Annotated in this window: 21 protein-coding genes; 14 read left to right on the forward strand and 7 right to left on the reverse strand. The window is 67.0% G+C overall.

Going from position 1 to position 21,383, the window contains the following annotated elements:
• The first annotated feature begins 25 nt into the window (after positions 1-25).
• The gene (locus tag DPV79_RS11555) at positions 26-943 is read left to right on the forward strand and encodes a LysR family transcriptional regulator (RefSeq protein ID WP_021157347.1); all 918 of its coding nucleotides are present in this window, start codon (positions 26-28) and stop codon (positions 941-943) included.
• A gap of 109 nt (positions 944-1,052) precedes the next feature.
• Positions 1,053-1,913, forward strand: coding sequence for an alpha/beta fold hydrolase (locus tag DPV79_RS11560; protein ID WP_113045481.1), 861 nt, complete (start codon positions 1,053-1,055; stop codon positions 1,911-1,913).
• Positions 1,914-1,950: 37 nt separating this feature from the next.
• Here the strand turns inward: DPV79_RS11560 and DPV79_RS11565 are convergent, their stop codons facing one another.
• Complete coding sequence (locus DPV79_RS11565; RefSeq protein WP_021157344.1) at positions 1,951-2,304, reverse strand: hypothetical protein; 354 nt, start codon at positions 2,302-2,304, stop codon at positions 1,951-1,953.
• A gap of 250 nt (positions 2,305-2,554) precedes the next feature.
• Positions 2,555-3,175: a TetR/AcrR family transcriptional regulator gene (locus DPV79_RS11570; RefSeq protein WP_060376307.1), complete on the reverse strand. Its 621-nt coding sequence runs from the start codon at positions 3,173-3,175 to the stop codon at positions 2,555-2,557.
• Positions 3,176-3,269: 94 nt separating this feature from the next.
• Between DPV79_RS11570 and DPV79_RS11575 the strand changes: the two genes are divergently transcribed.
• Positions 3,270-4,511, forward strand: coding sequence for a glycosyltransferase (locus DPV79_RS11575; protein ID WP_113045482.1), 1,242 nt, complete (start codon positions 3,270-3,272; stop codon positions 4,509-4,511).
• A gap of 15 nt (positions 4,512-4,526) precedes the next feature.
• Here DPV79_RS11575 and hutC read toward each other — a convergent pair whose 3' ends face one another.
• From hutC to DPV79_RS11590, 3 genes are all read right to left on the reverse strand, one after another.
• Positions 4,527-5,222 carry a histidine utilization repressor gene (hutC, locus tag DPV79_RS11580; RefSeq protein ID WP_048022472.1) on the reverse strand — a complete coding sequence of 232 codons (696 nt, stop codon included), beginning with the start codon at positions 5,220-5,222 and terminating at the stop codon, positions 4,527-4,529.
• Positions 5,223-5,404: 182 nt separating this feature from the next.
• On the reverse strand, positions 5,405-6,532 hold the full coding sequence (locus tag DPV79_RS11585; protein ID WP_113045483.1) for a porin: 1,128 nt from the start codon (positions 6,530-6,532) through the stop codon (positions 5,405-5,407).
• A gap of 160 nt (positions 6,533-6,692) precedes the next feature.
• Entirely contained in the window at positions 6,693-7,007 is a 315-nt protein-coding gene (locus DPV79_RS11590) for a hypothetical protein (RefSeq protein WP_081052568.1), read from the reverse strand.
• 334 nt (positions 7,008-7,341) lie between these two features.
• Between DPV79_RS11590 and kdpF the strand changes: the two genes are divergently transcribed.
• The 10 genes from kdpF (at position 7,342) to DPV79_RS11645 (ending at position 18,087) form a co-directional block, all read left to right on the forward strand.
• Entirely contained in the window at positions 7,342-7,422 is an 81-nt protein-coding gene (kdpF, locus tag DPV79_RS43850; protein WP_063623159.1) for a K(+)-transporting ATPase subunit F, read from the forward strand.
• Positions 7,423-7,561: 139 nt separating this feature from the next.
• Entirely contained in the window at positions 7,562-9,265 is a 1,704-nt protein-coding gene (gene kdpA / locus DPV79_RS11605) for a potassium-transporting ATPase subunit KdpA (RefSeq protein WP_113045484.1), read from the forward strand.
• A gap of 10 nt (positions 9,266-9,275) precedes the next feature.
• Complete coding sequence (kdpC, locus tag DPV79_RS11610; RefSeq protein ID WP_208866716.1) at positions 9,276-9,974, forward strand: potassium-transporting ATPase subunit KdpC; 699 nt, start codon at positions 9,276-9,278, stop codon at positions 9,972-9,974.
• An 83-nt stretch (positions 9,975-10,057) separates the two neighbouring features.
• Entirely contained in the window at positions 10,058-12,082 is a 2,025-nt protein-coding gene (gene kdpB, locus DPV79_RS11615) for a potassium-transporting ATPase subunit KdpB (RefSeq protein WP_059675186.1), read from the forward strand.
• Positions 12,083-12,162: 80 nt separating this feature from the next.
• The gene (locus tag DPV79_RS11620) at positions 12,163-13,869 is read left to right on the forward strand and encodes a DUF4118 domain-containing protein (protein WP_113045485.1); all 1,707 of its coding nucleotides are present in this window, start codon (positions 12,163-12,165) and stop codon (positions 13,867-13,869) included.
• Complete coding sequence (locus DPV79_RS11625; RefSeq protein WP_113045486.1) at positions 13,866-14,618, forward strand: response regulator; 753 nt, start codon at positions 13,866-13,868, stop codon at positions 14,616-14,618. Before DPV79_RS11620 ends, DPV79_RS11625 begins: the two co-directional genes overlap by 4 nt.
• Positions 14,619-14,918: 300 nt before the next feature.
• Positions 14,919-15,692 (forward strand): ABC transporter substrate-binding protein, encoded by a 774-nt coding sequence (locus DPV79_RS11630; RefSeq protein ID WP_113045487.1) that lies wholly within the window; start codon positions 14,919-14,921, stop codon positions 15,690-15,692.
• A gap of 174 nt (positions 15,693-15,866) precedes the next feature.
• Positions 15,867-16,556: an ABC transporter permease gene (locus DPV79_RS11635; RefSeq protein ID WP_048022423.1), complete on the forward strand. Its 690-nt coding sequence runs from the start codon at positions 15,867-15,869 to the stop codon at positions 16,554-16,556.
• Positions 16,553-17,266 (forward strand): ABC transporter permease, encoded by a 714-nt coding sequence (locus DPV79_RS11640; protein ID WP_111939136.1) that lies wholly within the window; start codon positions 16,553-16,555, stop codon positions 17,264-17,266. Before DPV79_RS11635 ends, DPV79_RS11640 begins: the two co-directional genes overlap by 4 nt.
• Positions 17,267-17,319: 53 nt before the next feature.
• Positions 17,320-18,087 (forward strand): ABC transporter ATP-binding protein, encoded by a 768-nt coding sequence (locus DPV79_RS11645; protein WP_042973307.1) that lies wholly within the window; start codon positions 17,320-17,322, stop codon positions 18,085-18,087.
• Positions 18,088-18,132: 45 nt separating this feature from the next.
• Here DPV79_RS11645 and DPV79_RS11650 read toward each other — a convergent pair whose 3' ends face one another.
• Together DPV79_RS11650 and DPV79_RS11655 are read right to left on the reverse strand one after the other, a co-directional pair.
• Positions 18,133-19,353 carry a M24 family metallopeptidase gene (locus DPV79_RS11650; protein ID WP_208866717.1) on the reverse strand — a complete coding sequence of 407 codons (1,221 nt, stop codon included), beginning with the start codon at positions 19,351-19,353 and terminating at the stop codon, positions 18,133-18,135.
• Positions 19,354-19,433: 80 nt separating this feature from the next.
• Positions 19,434-20,222 (reverse strand): HalD/BesD family halogenase, encoded by a 789-nt coding sequence (locus DPV79_RS11655; protein ID WP_208866718.1) that lies wholly within the window; start codon positions 20,220-20,222, stop codon positions 19,434-19,436.
• Between the two features lie 176 nt (positions 20,223-20,398).
• Between DPV79_RS11655 and DPV79_RS11660 the strand changes: the two genes are divergently transcribed.
• Entirely contained in the window at positions 20,399-21,358 is a 960-nt protein-coding gene (locus DPV79_RS11660; protein ID WP_244321740.1) for a LysR substrate-binding domain-containing protein, read from the forward strand.
• Positions 21,359-21,383 lie beyond the last annotated feature (25 nt).

Here is a 21,383-nt window from a genome sequence, read left to right on the forward strand (position 1 = left end):
GATCGCTGTCCGGGAGACATCGAACATGGAGTTGAGACACCTCCGCTACTTCGTCGCGGTTGCCGAAGAGCGGAATTTCACGCGGGCGGCCGAACGGCTGCATATCGCGCAGCCGCCGCTGAGCCGGCAGATCCAGCAGCTCGAGGAAGCGCTCGGCGTGCCGCTGTTCGAGCGCAACGCGCGGCCGCTGAAGCTGACCGACGCGGGGCGCTTCTTCTATTCGCACGCGGTGCAGCTGCTCGCACAGACGACCGAGCTCGAATCGATGACGAAACGGGTCGGCAAGATCGAACGCAGCATGTCGGTCGGCTTCGTCGGCTCGACGCTGTACGGGATGCTGCCGAAGATCATCCGGCGCTTTCGCAGCGAGTATCCGGCCGTCGAGCTGAGCCTGCACGAGATGTCGACGATGGACCAGATCAAGGCGCTGAAGGAAGGGCGCATCGACGTCGGGTTCGGGCGCATCCGCCACGAGGACCCGAGCGTGCGGCGCGTCGTGCTGCGCGAGGAGCGGATGATCGTCGCGCTGCCGGTCGGCCATGTGCTCGACAGCGCGAAGCCCGTGCTGTCGCTGCACGATCTCGTGAACGACACGCTGATCATCTTTCCGAAGGCGCCGCGCCCGAGTTATGCGGACCAAGTGCTCGCGGCCTTTCACGATCGCGCGCTGCAGCCGCGCAAGATCTACGAGACGCGCGAACTGCAGATCGCGCTCGGTCTCGTCGCGATGGGCGAGGGCGTGTCGGTGGTGCCGCACAGCGTGTACGGGCTGAAGCGCGACGACATCAGCTACAAGCCGCTCGACGATCCGAACCTCGTGTCGCCGATCATCATGAGCATGCGGATGCTCGACGAATCGGAGGACATCCGCGCGATGCAGGCGCTGATCTACCGGCTGTACGACGAGGCGCAGATGGAGTATCTGCCGCCGCAGCCCGAATGAACGCGCGGGCGGTGGGGGCTTGCTTGACGCCGTGCGCGGGCGCGGGCCAACATCGCCGGATCCGGCAAGGCCGCCGAGGCGCGGCCGCTTTCATGCAGACGACAGGCACATGACCGACATTCCGATCGAGGAGACAACCGTCGAGACGCCGCAAGGGCGCCTCTTCGTGAAACGCTGGCGCGGTGGCCCGGCGCAACGGGCAGCGGGTGCGGGCGAGCCGGCCGCCTCCGAGCCGGCCGCGCCTGAGCCGGCCGCACCTAAGCCGGCCGCGCCGATCGTGCTGCTGCACGATTCGCTCGGCTGCGTCGACCTGTGGCGCGACTTCCCCGCGCAGCTCGCGAGCGCCACGCAGCGCGACGTGATCGCCTACGACCGCCTCGGTTTCGGCCGCTCGGACCGGCACCCGGGGAAACTCGGCACGACGTTCGTGCGCGACGAGGCCGACCATGCGTTCGCCGCATTGCTCGACCAACTCGATGTCGACGCGTTCGTCGCGTTGGGGCACAGCGTCGGCGGCGGGATGGCGGTCGGGTGTGCCGCCGCTTATCCGGCGCGTTGCCGTGCGCTCGTGACGATCGCCGCGCAGGCATTCGTCGAGGATCGCACGCTGGCCGGCATTCGCGACGCGGGGCAGCAGTTCGACGAGCCGGGCCAGCTCGACCGGCTCGCGCGTTATCACGGCGACAAGGCCGAATGGGTGCTGCGCGCGTGGGTCGACACGTGGCTGTCGCCGGCGTTTCGCCACTGGAGTCTCGACGACGAACTGCCGCGCGTGCAATGCGCGACGCTCGCGATTCACGGCGAAGACGACGAATACGGGTCCGACGTGCATCCGAAGCGGATCGCCGCGCGCGTCGCGGGGCCGTCGTCGTATCTGTTGCTCGGCCGGTGCGGGCACATGCCGCACCGCGAGCGGACCGACGACGTGCTGGCCGCCATCGCGACGTTCCTGCGCGACGCGCTCGCCTGAGCGCGGCTGCCGTCGGCGGGCGCGCGCCCGCCGGCCGTCAGAAGGCGAGCTGGATCGCGAGATCGATCGCCAGCAGCGCAATCGAGAGACCGATCCCGAGGATCACGTTCGGCAGCCGGTGCTCGAAGTCGCGATTGTCGCGGCGCATCGCGGCGCCGAGCAGGAAGATCGCCTCGACGAAGATCTGCAGCCCGACGAACAGCAGCATCAGCAGATACTCGTAACCCATCTGCTTGAACGCGCCGAACTGCATCCCGTGATCGCGGATCCATTGGCCCACGCGCAGCAGCTCGTAGACGAACAGCAAGGCGGGAAACAGGTAGCTGATGAAATAGGTCGGCGCGGTGGCGTGCCGTAGTTCGAGGTGGAAGTGCTGATGCGTGGTTGCCATCACGAATCCCTCCTTGCAACGCATGATTGCGGTCGCGACGGCCGCGCGACGATGTGCCGGTACAGGGATTACCCGAAGCGTCGTGCGCAGCCGTACGTCGCCAGCATACTGCCGCGCGGGAAATTTGGCATGCGATGCATGCGTTCGTCGTAAAAATGCGTATGCGCCGCGCGACGCGGCTATCGCACCGTATTCACCGGAGGCGCTGCGCTGGCCGGTTCTGCGTCGCTCGATGCATCACCGGTGCCGTTCAGCCTTTCGCTTCCGCCCCCTCGACAAACAGCTTCGCGACCGCCTGGAACTCCCGTTTCAGCGACAGCCCCGGCACGGTCAGCCAGCGCAGCATCGCCGCGAGATACAGGTGATGGAACCACGTCGCGAGCTGGTCGGCCCGCAGCGTGCCGTTCAGTTCGCCTGATTGCTGCCCGGCCGCGATCAGTTGCTGCCACACGAACGCGATATCGCTGCCGTTCTCGTTGCCGCTTTCCGGTTCGGCCACGCCGATGCTCAGGAAGCGATGGCGCAGATACGCGAGCAGGTACGCGGGATGCTGCTCGCACCACGCGGCCGATGCATCGAGCACGCAGCCGATGCGCGACACGAACGTCTTGCGCCGCGCGACGTCGCGCTGCAGATGGGCGAGATCGCGCGCGAGTTCACCTTCGAGCCAGTGCGCGAGCACGGCTTCCTTCGTCGCAAAGTGGTTGTACAGCGTGCGCTTCGCGACATCGGCCTGCGCGGCGATCTGCTCCATCGTGACGGCTTCGTAGCCGTGCGCGTCGAAGAGGCGTGCGCCGGTGGCGGCGAGATGCGCGAGCATCTGGATGCGCTTGCGCGCGCGGCGGCCCGGATCGTCGGTCGGAGTCGGCATGGCGAGGGATCGGATAAAAGTGAACGAATTGCATTAGTATACGACGTGCACTTTTATGAATCCACCTGCCTCCGTCGGGCGCAAGGAGTCACGCATGAAACTCGTCATCGCCACCTACGGCACCGAAGGCGACACGCGCCCGCTCGCGGCGCTCGGTCGTGCGCTGATCGATGCCGGCCATGACGTCCGGTTGCTGGCCGACGCGGCAACGCTCGGCTCGGCCGCCATGCTCGGCGTGCCGTCGGCGGCGTTGTCCGGCGATATCCGCCGCGCGATTGCGCCGGAGGGCGCATTGGCCGATGCGGTGCGCGGGCGCGGCGGCTTCAACGACACGTCGAAGGCGCTCGCGGCGATCGCCAATGCGAACACGGCCGCGTGGATGCGGCAGGTCGCGGATGCGTCGGCCGGGTGCGACGCGATCCTCGTGTCGGGGCTCGTATCGTTCGTCGGCTTGTCGGTTGCCGAGTATCGCGGCGTGCCGGCGATCGGCGCCGGCATGATCCCGATTACGCCCACCGCGGAATTCGCGTCGCCGTTCCTGCCGCCGGGGAAGGTGCCGCATTGGCTGAACCGCGCGAGCCACCGGTTCGTGAACGCGCTGTTGTGGCAGGCGTTCAGGAAGTCGACGAACGCGGCGCGCGCGAGCGTGTGCGCGTTGCCGCCGCGCAGGCGGGTGTGGACCGATCATCCGATGCTGTACGGCGTGTCGCCGGCACTGCTGTCGGGCCCGGCCGACTGGCCGTCGCAGGCGCAGGCCTGCGGCCAGTGGCGAATCGATGCACGTGACTGGGAACCGCCGCCCGATCTCGCGGCGTTTCTCGACGCGGGCGATCCCCCCGTGTACATCGGTTTCGGCAGCATGGCCGGCTTCGATCGCGCCGGGATGGCCGATGCGCTCGTGCACGCGCTCGCCGGCCGGCGTGCGCTGTTCCATCCGGGCTGGAGCGGCATCGACGCGTCGATGCTGCCCGCGCACGTTCATGTGATCGGCGATACGCCGCATGACCGGCTGTTCCCGCGTGTGTCGATGGCGATCCATCATGGCGGGTCGGGCACCACGCATTCGGCTGCGCGGGCCGGCATTCCGTCCGTCGTCGTGCCGTTCGCGGGCGATCAGTTCTTCTGGGCCAACCGGCTGCAGCGGCTCGGCGTCGCGGATGCGCCGGTCGCGGGGCGGCGCGTGGACGCCGCCGCGCTGGCGCGGGCCATCGCATTTGCGGAGCGCGGCGACACGAAGGCGCGCGCAACGGAACTCGGCGCGCGCATCGCGCGGGACGACGGCCTGACGCTGGCCGTCAGTGCGATCGAGCGCTGGGGACGGCCGGGCGCGCGCTGAGCCCGCGCGTCGACGTCAGAAATGCCCGGTGAAGCGATAGCGGCTGCCCGGGTGCCACAGGTTGGCGACCGACGCGACCATCCCTTGCGACCACGTGCGCCGATGCAGCAGCAGGCACGGCTCGCGGTCGTCCATCGTCAGGTGGCGGCGTGTTTCGGCATCGGGCATCGCGGCCTCGATCCGGTATTCGACGCGCTGCAGCGGCGCGACGCGCGTCAGGTACTGGTTCGGCGTCGTCGTCGTGAAGTCCTGCAACGCGTATTCGGGCGCGCAGGCCGGATTGACCCAGCGTTCCTCGAGCTGAACCGGCGTGTCGTTCTCGAAGTGCAGCACGCGCGAATGGAAGATCGGGCTGCCCGCGTCGAGCTGCAGTTCGTCGGCGAGCTTCGCATCGGCGACGGCCGCGCCGACCAGCAGCACCTGCGCGCGATAGCCGTGGCCGCGCGCGGCGACTTCGTCCGAGATGCTGCGGATCGCGACGAGCGTCGATTCGTACTTCGGCGACGCGACGTACGTGCCGGAGCCGCGCGTGCGCGTGAGCACCTGCTCGGCCGTCAGTTCGCGCAGCGCGCGGTTCACGGTCATCCGCGCGACGTTGAATTCGCGCGCGAGTTCGTTCTCCGACGGCACCTGGTCGCCTTCCGCCCATTCGCCGGCATGAATGCGCGCGAGGATGAAGTCCTTGATTTCCTGATAGATCGGTGTGGTCATGGGATCACGGTTCCAGAGTCGGCGGCGGCCCGCCGCCGAATGCCGATCCGGCGCGCGCCCGGCGCCGAGTGTACCGGTTTCGCGGGCGTGCGGGCCCGGATTTCCCGAATGATCCCTGTTCGGCCGGCGCGCGTCCATGCGGGATTGCACAGAGCGCCCGGCCCGCGGCAGTCCGCGCGCGGTCAGAACCGATGCCGGATGCCGACCGTCGCGACCACCTGCGTGTTGGTCGACGAAGCCGCGAGCCCCGTCACGTTCGCGAAGCCGAGCGTCGCGCCCGACGGCACGCCGAACTGGTGCTGGTAGACCGTCTCCGCATACACGTCGGTGCGCTTGCTCAGCGCGTAGTCGGCCATCAGCGTCACCTGGTGCCATTTCGGCCGGTGGCTGCCGGTGGCGTCGTCGTAGCGGCCGTCGGTGAACGTATAGGCGCCCGCGAGCGAGACGGCCGGCGTCAGCGTGTAGCGCGCGTTGACCTCGAAGTTGTCGAAGCGCAGCGCGTTCAGCGCGCCGGGCAGCGACGACGCGGCCGTTTCGTCGAACATCGAGTGCGTCCACAGCGCGCCGACCGTCAGCCGGTCGAACGCGTAGCTGCCGCCCGCGCCCATCACGCGCTGGCGCACGGCCGGGAAGTTCGGGCCGTCGTTCGTCGACAGCGCGCCGCCGGCCGTCAGCCCGCCGCGGTTGAGCTGCAGGTACGCGGCGCCGAGGCTGACCGGCCCGTTCGCATACGACGCGCCCGCGCTGTACGCGCGGTTGTTCGCGAAGCCGCCGGCCGCGTTGCTGAACCCGTACAGGCCGCCGAACTGCCAGCCGGCGAGCGTCGGGCTCGTATATTTCACCGCGTTGTCGATGTAGAACGAATCGTCGATGTTGTCGTTGTCGAACGGATGGGACGCGAGATTGTTGCCGTCTCCGTTGTTCGCCATCGCGAGCGGGCCGAGGTAGTCGACCACGGCATCGTATTGGCGGCCGAGCGTCAGCGCGCCGTACCGGTCGCTCTGCAGGCCGACGTACGCGCGGCGGCCGAACATCGTGTTCCGGTAGGACTGCGTGCCGTTGTTCAGGTTGAAGCCGTTCTCGAGGCGGAACAGCGCATGCAGGCCGCCGCCGAGATCCTCGTTGCCGCTCAGGCCGAAGACCGTATTCGACAGCAGGCCGCTGCCTTGCTGCCACGCGCTTTTACCCGACTGGTTGTTCGTATAGGCGATGCCCGCATCCAGCATCCCGTAGAGCGTGACGCTGCTTTGCGCATGCGCGGCAGCGCCGAAGAATGCGAGGGAAAGGGTACCGACGACTGCTTTTTTCATTGTGAGTGCTTCCTGGAAAGGCCCGTCGCAACGGGAACGACGATTCGTCGCGCGTTCGCGCCGGAACACGCGTTCGAATCGATGAATCGATGAATCGATGAATCGTTGAAAAGGGCAGGCCGCGCGTGACGCGTGTCACGCGCGGCCGCGGCGAACGCCGCTAGTGCTGCAACAGGCGGATCGTGCCGAACTCGGCGGCCGGCAGCAGGCGGAGGATCGACAGGATGGCCGGCGATGCCTGCGACCGTGCGACCTCGAGCTCGATGCAGGCGCGCCCGGTGCGCTCGTCGATCGCGGCCGTGTAGAAATTGAGCGCGGTGCCGACCGCCTGGTGCAGCAGGCGCCGCACGACGGCGAGGTTGTCGGATTCGACGCGGATCGACAGCAGCACGCGTTCGTCGGCGGGGTACCGGCGCCGCGAACGAACGGGCGGCAGATCGCGTGAAGCGGCGGTTTCGGTTCTGGTCGGTTTCATGCTGGCACCCTGGTCGCATCGTGCTCCGCACCGCGGAGATCTCGTCTTGGACATGCCGCCCATTCTAGGAATCGCGGTGACGATACGGTGTATAGACTCGCGCGGGCCCTGAAAAGAACGCATAAAAATGCCCCGTCGGCCGGCTTTCGTCTTTACGGCTTTTTTATTCCCTGTAAAGAAATTGAACACCGCTTTGATACGCGGATTTCTACACTGTCGCATCCCATTCGCCAGACGAGCATGGGGGCGTCACACGGGCCTGCGCCGGCAAGGCAAGGCCCGCCACGCCGACGATCGCGCGGTGTCGCCGCGCATACGAAAAAAGGGGAAAGCCATGTTGTGGATCACCGGCGCGCTGTCGCTCGCGCTCTTTATCTATCTGTTTCATGCCTTGATCAAACCCGAGCGGTATTGATCGGCGCGATTCAACAGGAATTCGAAAAATATCGGTGGATGTCATGAGCGATCTGCTTTTCATTCTGTTCACGCTCGCGTTCTTTGCCTTGACGGCCGGTTTCATCACCGGCCTTGACCGGATCTGAGCGAGCGTCGACATGTTCAACAATCTCATTCAATTCGCGATCGTTCTCGCGATCATGCTGGCGCTGGTGCCCGTCGTCGGGAAATGGCTCGCGCACGCCTTTACGAGCCCGCGCCACGCGTGGGTCGAACGCCGTACCTATGCGCTGCTCGGCGTGAATCCCGACGAAGCGATGTCGTGGCAGCGCTACGGCATGGTGCTGCTGCTCAGCAATGCCGGGATGATGCTGCTCGGCTACCTGCTGCTGCGCATCCAGGACACGCTGCCGTTCGATGCGTTGCAGCGCGCCGCGCAAAGCCCCGACCTCGCGTTCAACACCGCCGCGTCGTTCATCACGAACACGAACTGGCAGGCGTATGCGGGCGAGAGCAGCCTGTCGAACTTCTCGCAGATGGCCGTCATCACGTTCCTGATGGTGGCCAGCGCGGCGACCGGCGTCGCGGCCGCGGGCGGCTTCATCCGCGGGCTGAGCCGCAAGAGCGCGGCGGACATCGGCAACTACTGGGTCGACTTCACGCGCGTGACCTATCGCGTGCTGCTGCCGCTCAGCTTCGCGATGGCGCTCGTGTACGTGTGGCAGGGCATCCCGCAGACGCTCGCGTCCGATGCGTGGGCGACCACGCTCGAAGGCGCGCGCCAGCAGATCGTGACGGGGCCCGTTGCCAGCCTCGAATCGATCAAGCACATCGGCACGAACGGCGGCGGCTTCTTCAGCATGAACGCCGCGCATCCGTTCGAGAACCCGACGCCGCTCACCAACACGCTGCACATGCTGTCGATGCTGCTGATTCCGTCCGCGCTGACCTACACGCTCGGCACGATGATCGGCCGGCGCCGCCAGGGCTGGGTGATCCTCGGTGCGTTCGTCGTGATGTTCGTCGGCTTCCTGGCCGTGATCTATTCGGCCGAGCAGCACGGCAATCCGCTCGTGGCCGGGCTCGGCGTCGACCAGCAGATGAGCGCCGCGCAGCCGGGCGGCAACATGGAAGGCAAGGAGATGCGCTTCGGCATCGCGCAGACGAGCCTGTTCGCCACCGTCACGACCGCCGCGACCACCGGCTCGGTCGACGCGATGCACGACTCGCTAACGCCGCTCGGCGGCCTCGTGCCGATCGCACAGATGATGCTGAACAACGTGTTCGGCGGCGACGGCGTCGGCCTGATCAACCTGTTCACGTTCGCGATCCTCACGGTGTTCCTGGTCGGGATGATGATCGGGCGCACGCCGGAATTCCTCGGCAAGAAGATCGAGGCGCGCGAGATGAAGCTCGTGATGCTCGCGGTGCTCGCGCATCCGTTCAGCATCCTCGGCTTCACCGCACTGGCCGCGATGCTGCACTCGACGATGGACAGCCTCGCGAACCTCGGCCCGCACGGCTTCAGCGAGGTGCTGTACGCGTACACGTCGGGCACCGCCAACAACGGCTCCGCGTTCGCGGGCCTGAACGCGAACACGCCGTTCTTCAACACGACGATCGGCTTCGCGATGCTGATCGGCCGCTACCTGACGCTGCTGCCGATGCTCGCGGTCGCGGGCAGCCTCGCCGCGAAGAAGAGCGTGCCGGAAAGCGCGGGCACGCTGTCGACGTCGACGGGCCTGTTCGCCGGCCTGCTGGTCTTCGTGATCCTGGTCGTCGGCGGCCTCACGTTCCTGCCCGCGCTCGCGCTCGGCCCGGTCGTCGAGCACCTGCTGATGTCGGGCGGCCAACTGTTCTGAGGAAAACATCATGATGCAAGGCAATCGCCAGGCAGCGGCCGCCGCCGCGCCGGCACCCGGTTCTTTGTTCGGCGCGGCGACGCGCGGCCTCGTGCGGCCCGTGATCGCATCGTCGGTGCTGTTCATGCTCGTCACGGGCATCGCGTATCCGCTGCTCACCACGGGCGTCGCGAACGTGCTGTTCCCGTCGCAGGCGCGCGGCAGTCTCGTGGAGCGCAACGGCACGACGATCGGCTCGACGGTGATCGGGCAGTACTTCACGCGCGCCGGCTACTTCCACGGGCGGCCGAGCGCGACGACCGGCACCGATCCGGCCGATCCGTCGAAGACGGTCGACCAGCCGTACAACGCGGCCGGCAGCGGCGCCAGCAACCAGGGGGCAACCAGCAAGAAGCTGCTCGCGGATATCGCGCAGCGGGTACGCGCGTACCGGCAGGAGAACGCGCTCGCCGCCGGCACGCCGGTACCGGCGGATGCCGTGACCGCGTCGGCATCGGGGCTCGATCCCGAGATCTCGGTGGCGAACGCGCGGCTGCAGGCGGCACGCGTCGCGCAGGCACGCGGCGTCGATGCAGCACAGGTCGCGGCGCTGGTCGAACGCATCGCATCGCCGCGCCAGCTCGGCGTGCTCGGCGAACCGCGCGTGCGCGTGCTCGACCTGAACCTCGCGCTGGATCGCGCTTTCGGCCAGGCGGCCGGCGCGAAGTAATGGCAGGAACCACGGAGTCACTCATGTCCCATATCGAAACCCCGATCAATCCGGCGGCGATCCCGGTCGGCGCCGTGCCGCCGATGCGCCGGACGGCCGTGCTGCGCGAGGCCTTCCGCAAGCTCGCGCCGCGCGTGCAGTTGAAGAATCCCGTGATGTTCGTCGTCTATCTCGGCAGCATCGTCACGACCGTGCTGTGGCTGCAGGCGCTGACCGGCACCGGCGATGCGCCGGCCGGCTTCATCTTCGCGGTCGCGTGCTGGCTGTGGTTCACCGTGCTGTTCGCGAACGCGGCCGAGGCGCTGGCCGAAGGGCGCGGCAAGGCGCAGGCCGACGCGCTGCGCGCGGCGCGCAAGCGCGTGTACGCGAAGGTGCTCGACGAACCGAAGCGGTACGGCAGCACCAGCCATCGCGTGCCGAGCGACGAACTCGCGGCCGGCAGCATCGTGCTCGTCGAGGCCGGCGACACGATTCCCGCCGACGGCGAAGTGATCGACGGCGTCGCGTCGGTCGACGAATCGGCGATCACCGGCGAATCCGCGCCCGTGATCCGCGAGTCGGGCGGCGATTTCTCGTCGGTGACGGGCGGCACGCGCGTGCTGTCCGACTGGATCGTCGTGAAGATCACCGCGCAGCCGGGCGAGGCCTTTCTCGACCGGATGATCGCGATGGTCGAGGGCGCGAAGCGCGGCAAGACGCCGAACGAAGTCGCGCTGACGATCCTGCTCGTCGCGCTGACGATCATCTTCCTGCTCGTGTGCGCGACGCTGCTGCCGTTCTCGCAGTTCAGCGTGCTGCTGAACGCGTCGGGTTCGGCGGTGAGCCTGACCGTGCTGATCGCACTGCTCGTCTGCCTGATCCCGACGACGATCGGCGCGCTGCTGTCGGCGATCGGCATCGCCGGGATGAGCCGCATGATGCGCGCGAACGTGCTCGCGACGTCGGGCCGCGCGATCGAGGCGGCCGGCGACGTCGACGTGCTGCTGCTCGACAAGACCGGCACGATCACGCTCGGCAACCGCGAGGCCGTGCAGTTCCGGCCGGCGCCGGGCGTGGACGAGCGTGCGCTGGCCGAGGCCGCGCAGCTGTCGTCGCTTGCCGACGAGACGCCCGAGGGGCGTTCGATCGTCGCGCTCGCGAAACAGCGGTTCGCGCTGGAGGGCAAGACGATCGACGGCGGTTTTGCCGTGCCGTTCAGCGCGCGCACGCGGATGAGCGGCCTCGATATCGGCGGGCGGCAGGTGCGCAAGGGCGCGGCGTCGGCGATCCGCGCGCACGTCGATGCGCTCGGCGGCGCGTTTCCGCAGGCGGTCGAGACGGCCGTCAACGAAATCGCGCGGCGCGGCGGCACGCCGCTCGTCGTCGCCGACGGCGCCCGCGTGCTCGGCGCGATCGAGCTGAAGGACATCGTCAAGCACGGGATCGCCGCGCGCTTCGCCGAGTTGCGCAAGGTCGGCGTGAAGACCGTGATGATCACCGGCGACAACCGCCTCACCGCGGCGGCGATCGCGGCGGAAGCCGGCGTCGACGACTACCTGGCCGAAGCGACGCCCGAGGACAAGCTGCGGCTGATCCGCGAGCACCAGGCGAAGGGCCATCTCGTCGCGATGACGGGCGACGGCACCAACGACGCGCCCGCACTCGCGCAGGCCGACGTGGCCGTCGCGATGCACAGCGGCACGCAGGCGGCGAAGGAGGCAGCCAACATGGTCGACCTCGACAGCAACCCGACGAAGCTGATGCAGGTGGTCGAAGTCGGCAAGCAGATGATCATGACGCGCGGCGCGCTGACCACGTTCAGCGTCGCCAACGATCTCGCGAAGTATTTCGCGATCATCCCGGCCGCGTTCGTCGCGACCTATCCGGCGCTCGGCGCGCTGAACGTGATGGGCCTGCACAGCCCGACGTCGGCGATCCTGTCGGCGGTGATCTTCAATGCGCTGATCATCGTCGCGCTGATCCCGCTCGCGCTGAAGGGCGTGAAGTATCGCGCGGAGCCGGCCGGCAAGCTGCTGGGGCGCAACCTGCTGATCTACGGCGTGGGCGGAATCGTCGCGCCGTTCATCGGCATCAAGCTGATCGACATGCTGTTGACGCCGTTTATCTGACCGAACGCGCCGTCGCGGCCCCGCTCACGCCTTCGCGGCGTGCGCGGGGCCGTTCGGCGTTTCAATTGCCGGAAGCGATCATGGATGTGAATGTGAACGTGAAGGATGCGAATCGACGGGCAACGAGGCGGCGGGACACCGCTGCCCGCCACAGCGGGGCCGGCGCGCGCCGCGACCGCTGGCGAGCCGTGCTGCGCGCGTGCGCGGCGCTGGCCGACCGCATCGCGGGCGCGGGGCCCGATACGCGGCCGGCGCTGGCCGTGCGCGAGGCGCACCCGCGCACGCACGTGTGGGTGTCGCAGTACGCGGTGCCGCTGCTGCTCGCCACGCTCGTGTGCGCGCTCGCGACGCTGGCGGCGAGCGCGCTGCTGCGCGTGTTCGACCTGTCGAACGTCGTGATGCTGTTCCTGATGACCGTCGTGCTGATCGCGCTGCGGCTCGGCCGGCTGGCCGGTGCGTGGGCCGCGTTCGTCTGCGTCGGCTGCTTCGACTTCTTCTTCGTCGAGCCGAGGCTGTCGTTCGCGGTGTCCGATACGCAGTACGTGTTCACGTTCGCACTGATGCTCGCCGTCGCGCTCGCGATCGGCCAGCTCGCGGCACGCCTGCGCGCGGAGGCGCGGGCCGCGCGCGCGAACGAGAAGCGCTCGGCCGCGCTCGCGCGTGTCGCGCATGATCTGTCGGCGGCGATCGAAACCGAACAGATCGCATCGATCTGCACCGGCACGATCGCGCCGCTGCTCGGCGTGCGCGTCGCGCTCGTGCTGCCCGACGCGGACGACCGTCTGATGCCGGCGCCGCACGCCGCGTTCGTCGAAGCGCCGATTGCCCGCTGGGCCTACGAGCACGCGCGCGGCGCCGGGTGCGGGCTGCCGCCGTTCGAGCGCGCGGCCGCGCAGTACCTGCCGCTGAAGGCGCCGATGCGCGTGCGTGGCGTGCTCGTGCTGTTCGGCGACGCGCAGCCGGTACCCACGGACCCCGACGACCGCCGCCTGATCGACGCGCTGTGTTCGTCGATCGCGATGGCGCTCGAGCGCGTGCACTACGTCGGCGTCGCGCAGCACACGCTCGTCCGGATCGAAGGCGAGCGGCTGCGCAACGCGCTGCTCGCCGCCGTGTCGCACGACCTGAAGACGCCGCTGACCGCGATCCGCGGGCTCGCCGAGACGCTCGAGCGGCCCGAGCGGCTGGCCGACGGGCAGCCGGTCGCGCTCGCGCACGGCATCCGCAACCAGGCCGAGGCGCTGCACGGGCTCGTCGTGAACCTGCTCGATCTCGCGCGCATGCAGAGCGAGGGCGTGCGGCTGAATCGCGAGTGGCACATGCTCGATGAGATCGTCGGCAGCGCGCTCGCGCATTCGGCCGGCGTGCTGGCCGGCCGCGACGTGAGCGCCGACCTGCCGGCCGACCTGCCGCTGATCGACGTCGACGCGCTGCTGATCGAGCGCGTGCTGATGAACCTGCTCGACAACGCGGCGAAGTACGCGGGCGCGGAGGCGGCCGTGGCGGTGCGCGCACGCGTGTTCGGCGAAACGCTGTACGTGTTCGTCGAGGACGACGGGCCGGGCTTCGTCGCGCGCAACACCGAGCCGCTGTTCGAGCCGTTCGAGCGCGAGCGCAAGGAATCGTCGATCAGCGGCGTGGGGCTCGGGCTCGCGCTGTGCCGCAGCATCGTCAACGCGCACGGCGGCTCGATCCGCGCGGTGCCGCTCGATCCGCACGGCGCGCGGTTCGAGATTCGCCTGCCACTGGGTGCGCCACCCGACATCGAACACGAGAGCCGGACATGATCAGATCGCGCGTACTTGTCGTCGAGGACGAATCGGACATCCGCCGTTTCGTGCGGATGGCACTGGAACAGGAGGGGCTCGACACCTGCGAGGCGTCGACGGCCCGCGAGGCGCGGATGTACGCGTCGAGCAGCAAGCCCGATCTCGTGATCGTCGATCTCGGGCTGCCGGACGACGACGGCAAGACGTTCATCCGCGAACTGCGCGAATGGTCGACGGTGCCGGTGATCGTGCTGTCGGCGCGGCAGCAGGAGGTGGAGAAGGTCGCGGCGCTCGACGCGGGCGCGGACGATTACCTGCCGAAGCCGTTCGGCGTGCCCGAACTGCTCGCGCGGGCGCGCGCGCAGTTGCGGCGCGCGGCGTTCGTGTCGGCCGACGGGCAATCGTCGTCGATCGTGCGCTTCGGCGACGTGACCGTCGATCTCGGCAAGCACGAAGTCGCCCGCGGCGGCGAGCCGGTTCATCTGACGCGCCTCGAATTCCGGCTGCTCGCCGCGCTGATTCGCGCGCGCGGCGGCGTGGTCGCCGCGCGGCAATTGCTGGCCGAGGTGTGGGGGATCCACGACGCGGAACGCGCGCACTACGTGCGCGTGTACATGACGACCCTGCGACAGAAGCTCGAACCGGTGCCGGCGCGGCCGCGGCACCTGTTGACGGAACTGCAGTTCGGCTACCGGCTGGTCGGTCTGGAAACGGTCGGCATGACGGACGGGCAGCGTGATGCGGCGTCGACAGGTCTAGACAGGTGAAAACCCGCTCCCGGCCACGAACCTGCGCGCGGAGAAAGCTGTCGTTTAGCTCGATGTAATTTGTAATTAATTGAAGTTGAAGGGAATTTACGACCCACGGCCATAATCCGCCGACAATTAGAGATAAACACGGATTGCTGGTGGTGCTCCTGCGCGGGCAAAGTTGTATGTACAACTTGGGCGGTCGCCGGAGGAGGCGATGCCCGGGTTGGAAGGGTTCACGGCGGGGCGCCGTGCCGGCCGCGCCGGTGCGGGCTGTCCGACGGGACCCTTGCCCAGTTCGTCCACGACAGGAACGCCATGAAGAAACTCGCGCTCAGTATTGCCCTTGCCTGCATCGCGGTCGGTGCCCACGCCAAGGATTGGTCGACGATCCGGTTCGGCGTCGACGCCAGCTATCCGCCGTTCGAATCGAAGGACACAAGCGGCAAGGTCGTCGGCTTCGACGTCGATCTCGGCAACGAGATCTGCGCCCGCCTGAAGGCGAAGTGCGTGTGGATCGAGAACGACTTCGACGGGATGATTCCCGCGCTGAAGGCGAAGAAGTTCGACGGCGTGCTGTCGTCGATGTCGATGACGCCGGCGCGTGCCGAGCAGATCGCGTTCTCCGACAAGCTGTTCAACACGCCGACGCGCCTCGTCGCGAAGAAGGGCGCGAACCTGCAGCCGACGGCCGAATCGCTGAAGGGCAAGTCGGTCGGCGTCGAGCAGGGCACGATCCAGGAAACCTACGCGAAGACGTACTGGGCGCCGAAGGGCGTGCAGGTCGTGCCTTACCAGAACCAGGACGGTGCGTACCAGGACCTGATGTCGGGCCGCCTCGACGCGGCGCTGCAGGACGCGGTGCAGGCCGACATCGGCTTCCTGAAGACGCCGCGCGGCGCGAGCTTCGATTTCGCCGGCAAGGACATCGACGATCCGAAGACGCTCGGCAACGGCGCCGGCATCGGGCTGCGCAAGGACGACGCCGACCTGAAGGCGAAGATCGACCACGCGATCGCCGACATCATCAAGGACGGCACGTACAAGAAGCTCGAGAAGAAGTACTTCGCATTCGACGTCTACGGCGGCTGACCGTCCGTGCGGCGCGCATCGCCTGCGGCGCGCGCCGCATCCGTGCCGGGTGCAATCCGCTTCGCGGGATGCCCCCGGCTTGATGAGCAAGTCGCATCAGGTAGTGCGCAGATATCGTTTGATGCGCGGTTAATGGCTATTGACAATCCAGCCACTTCGTTCTGGATCCCTTCTATGATCTTCCAAGGATTTGGCCCGCTTCTGTGGGCCGGCACGGTCGAGACCGTGAAGCTCGCGGTGCTGTCGCTGGCCGCGTCGCTCGTTCTGGGCCTCATCGGTGCGAGCGCGAAGCTGTCGACGAACCGCGTACTCAAGTCGATCGGCACCTTCTACACGACGCTGATCCGCGCGGTGCCGGACCTCGTGCTGATGCTGCTGCTGTTCTACGGGATCCAGATCCTGCTGAACAACGTCACCGACGCGCTCGGCTGGGACCAGATCGACATCGACCCGTTCGTGGCGGGCGTCATTACGCTCGGCTTCATCTACGGCGCGTACTTCACCGAGACGTTCCGCGGTGCGTTCCTGTCGGTGCCGCGCGGCCAGCTCGAAGCGGGCTTCGCATACGGGATGAGCGGCTGGCGCGTGTTCCGCCGCATCCTGTTCCCGCAGATGATGCGCTTCGCGCTGCCCGGCATCGGCAACAACTGGCAGGTGCTAGTGAAGGCCACCGCGCTCGTGTCGATCATCGGCCTCGCCGACGTCGTCAAGGCGTCGCAGGACGCGGGCAAGAGCACGCTCGATTTCTTCTTCTTCACGCTTGCGGCAGGCGCGATCTACCTCGCGATCACGACGGTGTCCAACGTCGTGCTGCATCACCTCGAGAAGCGTTATTCCGTCGGCGTCCGGAGGCTCGCACTGTGATCGAACTCGTCAGCCAGTACTGGCAAAGCTATCTCTACACCGACGGCTACCGCTTCAGCGGCCTCGCGATCACGCTGTGGTTGCTGGTCGTGTCGATCGCGCTGGGCTTCGCGCTCGCCGTGCCGCTCGCGATCGCGCGCGCGTCGTCGAACCGCTGGATCTCGGGCCCGGTGTGGCTCTATACGTACGTGTTCCGCGGCACGCCGCTCTACGTGCAGCTGCTGATGTGCTACACAGGCATCTACAGCCTGCAGGTCGTGCACGACCACGTGCTGCTCGACACGTTCTTCCGCAACGCGATGAACTGCACGCTGCTCGCGTTCGTGCTGAACGAATGCGCGTATGCGACGGAGATCTTCGCGGGCGCGATCAAGGCGACGTCGGCCGGCGAGATCGAGGCCGGCATGGCCTACGGGATGTCGCGCTTCAAGCTCTATACGCGGATCATCCTGCCGTCCGCGCTGCGCCGCTCGCTGCCGAGCTACAGCAACGAAGTGATCCTGATGCTGCACGCGACGACGCTCGCGTTCACCGCGACCGTGCCCGACATCCTGAAGGTCACGCGCGACGTCAATTCGGCGACGTACATGTCGTTCCAGGCCTACGGCATCGCGGCCGTGCTGTACGCCGTCGTCGTGTTCACGCTCATCTGGGCGTTCCGCAAGCTCGAGACGCGCTGGCTCGCGTACCTCTCGCCGCGCGGCCATTAACGACCATTAACGGCCATTAACGCATTCGCAAGATTCGCAAGGAAGGACCCAGCATGTACAAGCTTACCGTTGACAACCTGCACAAGAAGTTCGGCGACAACGAGGTGTTGAAGGGCGTGTCGATGAAGGCGAAGGCCGGCGACGTGATCAGCATCATCGGCTCGAGCGGCTCCGGCAAGAGCACGTTCCTGCGCTGCATCAACTTCCTCGAGCAGCCGTGCTCGGGGCAGATCACGATCGGCAGCGAGCCGATCCAGACCACGCGCGACCGCAACGGCTCGCTGCGCGTGGCCGACCAGAAGCAGCTGCAGCGGATGCGCACCAAGCTGTCGATGGTGTTCCAGCACTTCAACCTGTGGGCGCACATGACGGTGCTCGAGAACGTGATCGAAGCGCCGATGGCCGTGCTCGGGATCGGCAAGGACGAAGCGATCGCCCGCGCACGCAAGTACCTGGAGAAGGTCGGGCTCGCGCCGCGCGTCGAGGGCATGTACCCGTCGCACCTGTCGGGCGGCCAGCAGCAGCGCGTGGCCATTGCGCGCGCGCTCGCGATGGAGCCGGAGGTGATGCTGTTCGACGAGCCGACATCGGCGCTCGATCCGGAGCTGGTGGGCGAAGTGCTGAAGGTGATGCAGAAGCTCGCCGAGGAAGGTCGCACGATGGTCGTCGTCACGCACGAGATGGGCTTCGCACGCAACGTGTCGAATCACGTGATCTTCCTGCATCAGGGAAAGATCGAGGAGGAAGGGAATCCGCAGGAGATTCTCGTGAATCCGAAGAGCGAACGGCTCGGGCAGTTCCTGTCGGGGCGGTTGAAGTAACAGACGGTTTCAAACACGCCCCGCGGGATCGGTCTTGCGCGGCGTTCAGGCGAGCAGACGGCGCTCGAACGGGTAGTCGGACAGCAGTTCGAGCTGGCCGTCGTCGCGCACGTACACCTGTTCCTCGAGCTTCACGCCCTCGCCACCGTCCTCATGGCCGATGTAGCTCTCGATGCACAGCGTCATGCCGGGTTCGATCACGCCGTCATAGCCCTTTGCCTCGTTGTCCTCGCGATGGCAGATGTACGGGTATTCGCCTGTCATCCCGACGCCGTGGGCCAGCGCGAAATAGCGGCGTGCGCGGTACGGTTGCGGGATCTGCCACGCCTTCGCGATGAATTCCTGGAACGTGGTGCCGGCCTTGACGTTCTCCATGTTCGTGTGGATCTGTTCATAGGCGAGGCGGTAGAGCGTCTTTTGCGCGGTCGACGCGGGGCCGTCGCCGCATAGAAACGTGCGCGAGAAATCCGCGTAGTAGCCGAAGCGGCCCACCACGTCGGTATCGAGCCCGACCAGTTCTCCCGCCTGGATCTTGCGCGGGCTGCTTTCCTGGAACCATGGATTCGTGCGCGGGCCCGAGCTGATCAGGCGGGTCTCGACGTAGTCGCCGTCGGTCGCGATCACATGCTGATGCAGGTGCGACCACAGCTCGTTCTCGCTGATGCCGGGCACGAGGGCGGCCTCGAGCTTGTGCACGCCCGCTTCCGCCGCGCGCAACGACGCACGGATCATCTTGATCTCGTTCTTCACCTTGATTGCACGGGCGCGTTCGAGCGGCTCCTGGGCGTCCGAAAGCGCGTAGCCGCGCGCTTGCAACGCAAATGCGGCCGCCGATGTCGCACTTTCGATCGCGATCCGCTTGCCGCCGCCGCATGCGCGAACCAGATCGTCGATCTCGTCCGCCCAGCGCTCGGTGGTCTGACGCAGCATGTCGTCACAAAAATAGTACGAGATCGCGGTGGCCGGCCGGACTTCATCCACGGTATCGAGTCCGTCGGCCAGGAATTCGCATCCCGCGTATTCGAACAGCACCACCTTTCCCTCGGCCGGCACGAATAGATAGCGTGCGGGATTGCGCATCGAATACACCTGCATGTTGCGCGAGCCGGTTGCGTATCGCATGTGGGTCGGGTCGAACAGGATCGCGGCGGTCAGGTCGCGTTTCTTCAGTTCGCGGCGAACCGCGGCAAGCCGGTCGCGCTGGATCTGGGCGATTTCGTCGGCGGTGGGTTCGCAATCTTCCGGGCGGTGGGTCGGTCGAAGCATCGTCATGATGGTAAGGGGGCGTTATGGGTGTCAGTACAACGAAATAGTGTGATGGGTTGGCCCACCGGGAACGCACATCGTCAGTCGACCAGGTTGTCCGCGCGGACCAGTGTCTGTTCGGCTTCCAGGTGCATTTCGGATACGCGGCCGTACAACTGGCGGGTGCGCTCGAGGCGGCCGATCACGCCGGGCTTTTTCGAATAGGCGAAGATCGTCGTGTGACGATCGATGTCGCCGCGTACCTGGGTCACGCGGTGCAGCGAGAAACGACCCTTGAACAGTTGCAGATCGCCCGGCTTCAGCGTGATCACGCTGATTGGCGTGCGCGTCTCTCCGCGCACCACGGCGCCGACCGCATCGTAGTTTTCGCCCTCGGGAGACCGGATGTTCGGGCAGTACTCGAAATCGCCGCCTGCCGTGGGCTGCTGGGTCATCATCGACACGATGAATTCGTTGGTGTCGTAGTGCCACGGCTGTTCGGTGCCGGGCGGCATGACGTTCTGGACCAGCCCGGCGTACGGGTCCGCGTATTCCCAGATCTGCGTTTCGCCGAGGCACGCGGCGACGAATTGCTTCATCGCACGCGCCACGTAGATCCGGTGAACGATGGCATCGGCCGGGATCACGTCGCGCGTGACGAAGCCGCTCGTGCGATCCATGAAGATACGGCGCGGGTCCGCGGCGGGCAGCGACGGATCGTCGGCGGTGAAATACGCGTTGACCTTGCGGCTCGAGAAATAGGTTTTCTTCGCGAAGCCGAGCCCTTCGATGCGCGCTTGTTCCAGTGCGGCGGGGCGCAGGAAGCCGCTCAGTACCGCGCTGCCGCTGCTGGCCAGCTGGGCCCGGCAAGTCGCGACCAGGTCGCGCATTCGGGCGTGCCCGGGTTCATGCAACGGATAGCAGTCGGTATCGACGATATCGCTCAGATCGGTACATTCTGCGTCGGCGAGAGGCGGGCTTGCTTGCACGGTTGGCTCCAGTTTCGAGGGTTGAGGCGTTTGTGGCCTGAATTGTTTTCGACAACAATCGGCCTATCGATGCGCCCATGATTCGATCGACAAATTCCCTTGGAAAACGAGTAATTTCGATGACTGACATCAGCGAACCCGATTGGTCTCAACTCAGCTCGCTCGACGGAGAACTCGTGCGCGCGTTCATCACGGTGGTCGACAGCGGCGGCGTGACCGCCGCTGCCCGGCAGATGCACCGGACGCAATCGACGATCAGCCTGCGCATCCGAACGCTCGAAGAGCGGCTGGAAACGCACCTGTTTTTGCGTGACAGTCGCCGTCTGGCATTGTCGAGAGACGGGGAAAACTTCCTGATTCATGCGCGCCGCATCATTCAGGTGCAGAACGAAGCGATCGCCGCACTCAAGCGCACGGGCGGCCATGGCGTGATCCGCTTCGGCTTGCCTGAGGATTACGCGGAGCTCTGGTTGCCCGATCTGCTCGAAAAGTTCTATCGCCTGCGGCCCGATGCGCGCCCGCATATCGACTGCAGAATGTCGCTGGAGCTGATCGAGCGCCTGCAGGCGGGCGAACTCGATCTGGCACTGGTCGTCAGGCACAACGCGCAAAGCGGCGGCCGTCATCTCGGCCGCGAGGACGTGGTGTGGGCCGCGCATCGCGATTTCGTGTTGCCGGATGGCGCGTCCGTGCCGCTCGCGCTCTTTCCGGAAACCTGCTGCTACCGTCAACGCGGACTCGCGGCACTGGCCGCACTCGGGCGGCCGTATCACGTGATCTACACGAGCCAGAGCCCGACCGGCATCAAGGTCGCCGTCAATCACGGTGCGGCGGTGACGATCATCGATCGCTGCACGCTGCCCGCGAACTGGCGCGTGCTGGACAAGGAAGACGGCTTGCCGGCGCTGCCGCCCGCGGATCTCGAACTGCTCCGCTCCCCCGGCACTCGCAATCCGGCCGCCGACGATCTGGCTCTGCTGATCGAGACGATGGTCGAGGAACGCCGCCGCGCGGCGAGCGCGTCGTCGCCCGCCTGAGTGATCGCGCTTCATATCCGGTAGC

It is taken from the genome of Burkholderia reimsis, assembly GCF_003294055.1.
Classification (GTDB): Bacteria; Pseudomonadota; Gammaproteobacteria; order Burkholderiales; family Burkholderiaceae; genus Burkholderia; species Burkholderia cepacia.